The organism is Rhizobium sp. BR 317, from assembly GCF_047445835.1.
In the GTDB taxonomy this organism is placed as follows: Bacteria; Pseudomonadota; Alphaproteobacteria; order Rhizobiales; family Rhizobiaceae; genus Rhizobium; species Rhizobium paranaense.
The window spans coordinates 1-2,819 of sequence record NZ_JARWLB010000076.1 but is presented as its reverse complement, the minus strand read 5'-3'; the positions used below and the strand labels follow the sequence as shown (position 1 = coordinate 2,819).

The window sequence follows — 2,819 nt, the reverse complement described above, 5'->3', positions numbered from 1 at the left end:
CTTCGAGACTATCCGAGTTTTATTGACGTCAGCAAAGGTGCTCAATAGCAACCAGATCCGAGATGGCACCGGCTGTATCCGGGTGAGCCGCGCTCGGTGGTGCCTCGATGCATCCTGGCGCGGGGCTGAACATCTGGCATCCGCAAGAATGGAGAAATAATGGTTGAATACCGCACGCCGCCCGAAACCCGCATTGGTCACATCCACCTGAAGGTAGCGGATATTGATCGTAGCATTTCGTTCTATCGCGACGTTCTAGGATTCAATCTCAACTTTAATCTGGGAAGTTTTGCGTTCCTGTCAGCGGKAGGCTATCACCACCAGATTGGCCTKAACACCTGGCAAAGCAAAGGTGCCCCGCCTGCGCCGCAAAGGACGGCTGGTCTCTATCACTTTGCGATTAATTATCCGAGCCGCCGCGATCTTGCGCGTGCTTTTCAGCGGTTGATGAATAAACAGTATCCCATTGATGGGGCTGCAGACCATACGAGCCATCTGGCCATCTATATGAGCGATCCTGACGGTAACGGCATTGAACTTGCTTGGGATCGCGATCCGAGTTTTTGGGAGGGGTGGCGGCATKACTTGACTGCAGCAGACGCACAAGCACTCAACAAGCCGCTCGACCTAGGGGCGCTTCTCTTGGAAGCCGAGGAGGAGCAATCCTAGCAAGGCGGAGCGTCTGGGGTTTGGCCCCACCACGGGTTCGTGTGTGTGTTCTCTCCTCGCGGGAGACTTGAAGAAAGGATAAAATMGATGGGAAATAAAGGGCACGATATACGAACCCTTGAGACGGATGCCGGAGGCAAGTTCATCAGACAGCCTTCGAGCTTCCGAGACTGGATTACACCCACCGGTGAGCCTGGACMAGATGGCCAACATGCTTTCAAAGCAGAGGCCGGGAGCTTCCGCCTAATCGTTGCATTGAGCTGTCCCTKGGCGTCCCGCACGCTCATTGCGCGAAAGCTCAAAGGGCTGGAGCAAGTGGTTTCGGTCAGCATAGTTKAGCCTGAGCTAACAGAACGCGGATGGCACTTCGGCCCGCGTTCGGGAACGGCCGAGCACGAATTCGAAGGGGCAAGTTATCTCCGTGAGATTTACCAKAGAATTGCCCCGGACTTCTCAAAACGGGCKACTGTTCCGGTATTGTGGGACAATTTGGCCAAGACCATCGTCAATAATGAGTCCGCAGACATTCTCCGCATTTTCAACTCTGGTTTTGGCCAGTACGCGACGTCGGATTGCGACCTCTTTCCGGAGGCATTACGCGCCGAGGTCGAAGAGCTCAACAACTGGACATACCCGCTTTTTAACAACGGCGTTTACCGTGCTGGGTTCGCTACATCTCAAGAGGCTTATGAGAGCGCGGTGGCGGACGTCTTTTTAGCGCTAGACCTGCTTGAGAGACGGCTGAGCATTTCTGGCGATTTTCTATTCGGCGAGAGATTTACCGAAGCCGACATTCGGGTGTTCGTTACGCTTGTCCGTTTTGAACCGGTCTATTACAGCCTTTTCAAATGCAATGTGCGGCGGTTACAGGACTATCCATCTGTGAGCGCTTATCTGGCACGGGTGCTAACCGTTCCGGGCGTCCGCGAGACCGTGAATCTCGAGCACATAAAACGGGGCTATTACTCCATCACATCCCTAAATCCCTCAGGAATTGTACCTGTCGGGCCGCAAATTGCAGGAATTTGATTTGTTCTTACGCCGCGCAATGTCACGTGCGATTGTCAGAGCTTAGCATCATGGCATCTTGATGAAAATCGAACTCGCACTGAACCGGCGGCAGTGTAGGTACCCGAAATGCKGGTGACGGAGCTCACCGACAGGTTGTCTGAGACTGCTTCACCMTGTATGCGACGAACTGAACGCATGGCTGTGGGCTTGGTTGGCACAGGATGGGCGGTCGCCCGGCTGAGTACTTGATGCACCGGCTCGGCATGCAGGTCAGCGACGACACGATCTTGCGGCAATTGAAGTACAAGAACCCGGCGTCCATACAATAAGACTTCTGGTTGTGGCCATTGATGATCTGAGCTGGCGGAATTACTCGCGGTACKGGACGATMATTGTCGATCTTGAGCGTCATTCGCTCCTCGGTTGACATCTTGCTTTTGCTGGCCAGCATCGACTGGACAAGGTAAAGCAAAAATCCGATAACAAGGCAAACGAACGTAGCACAATTCGATCGTTGCGCAGTACCGCAGAATCCTGCCTGGAGGAATTCTTTGCGTTCACTTCCCCCGACGGAAAGACAGTGTTTMACCGGTAACGCCGCCCATTTCGCTCACGACATTGGTTCAACAGGAGAATTTCGTTGGATACCGTCACCATCGATCAGGCCGACGCTACTGAGCTCATTGGCGCCAAAACGCCGATGGTCGACCCGTTCGGACGCGCCGTCACTTATCTCCGGGTTTCGGTGACGGATCGGTGCGATTTCCGCTGCACCTATTGCATGGCGGAAAACATGACCTTTCTGCCGAAGAAGGATCTTCTGACGCTGGAGGAATTGAACCGGCTCTGCTCCGCCTTCATCGCCAAGGGTGTGCGTAAGCTGCGCCTGACTGGCGGGGAACCGCTGGTGCGCAAGAATGTCATGTTCCTGGTGCGCGAGATTGGCAAGCACGTCCATTCGGGTGCGCTCGACGAACTGACGCTGACGACCAACGGTTCGCAACTATCAAAATTCGCCGCCGAACTTGCCGATTCGGGCGTGCGGCGTATCAATGTCTCGCTCGACACGCTCCATCCCGACAAATTCAAGCAGATTACTCGCTGGGGCGAATTTTCGAAGGTCTTGGAAGGCATTGACG

3 protein-coding genes are annotated in these 2,819 nt (G+C 54.4%); all 3 read left to right on the top strand.

What is annotated here, in order from left to right; all coding sequences use genetic code 11:
• Window positions 1-159 precede the first annotated feature (159 nt).
• Window positions 160-669, top strand: coding sequence for a VOC family protein (locus QD357_RS31690; protein WP_414125937.1), 510 nt, complete (start codon window positions 160-162; stop codon window positions 667-669).
• 87 nt (window positions 670-756) lie between these two features.
• Window positions 757-1,698 carry a glutathione S-transferase family protein gene (locus tag QD357_RS31685; protein WP_414125936.1) on the top strand — a complete coding sequence of 314 codons (942 nt, stop codon included), beginning with the start codon at window positions 757-759 and terminating at the stop codon, window positions 1,696-1,698.
• 622 nt (window positions 1,699-2,320) lie between these two features.
• A partial coding sequence (locus tag QD357_RS31680) for a GTP 3',8-cyclase MoaA (protein WP_414125934.1) occupies window positions 2,321-2,819 on the top strand: 499 nt, incomplete at its 3' end.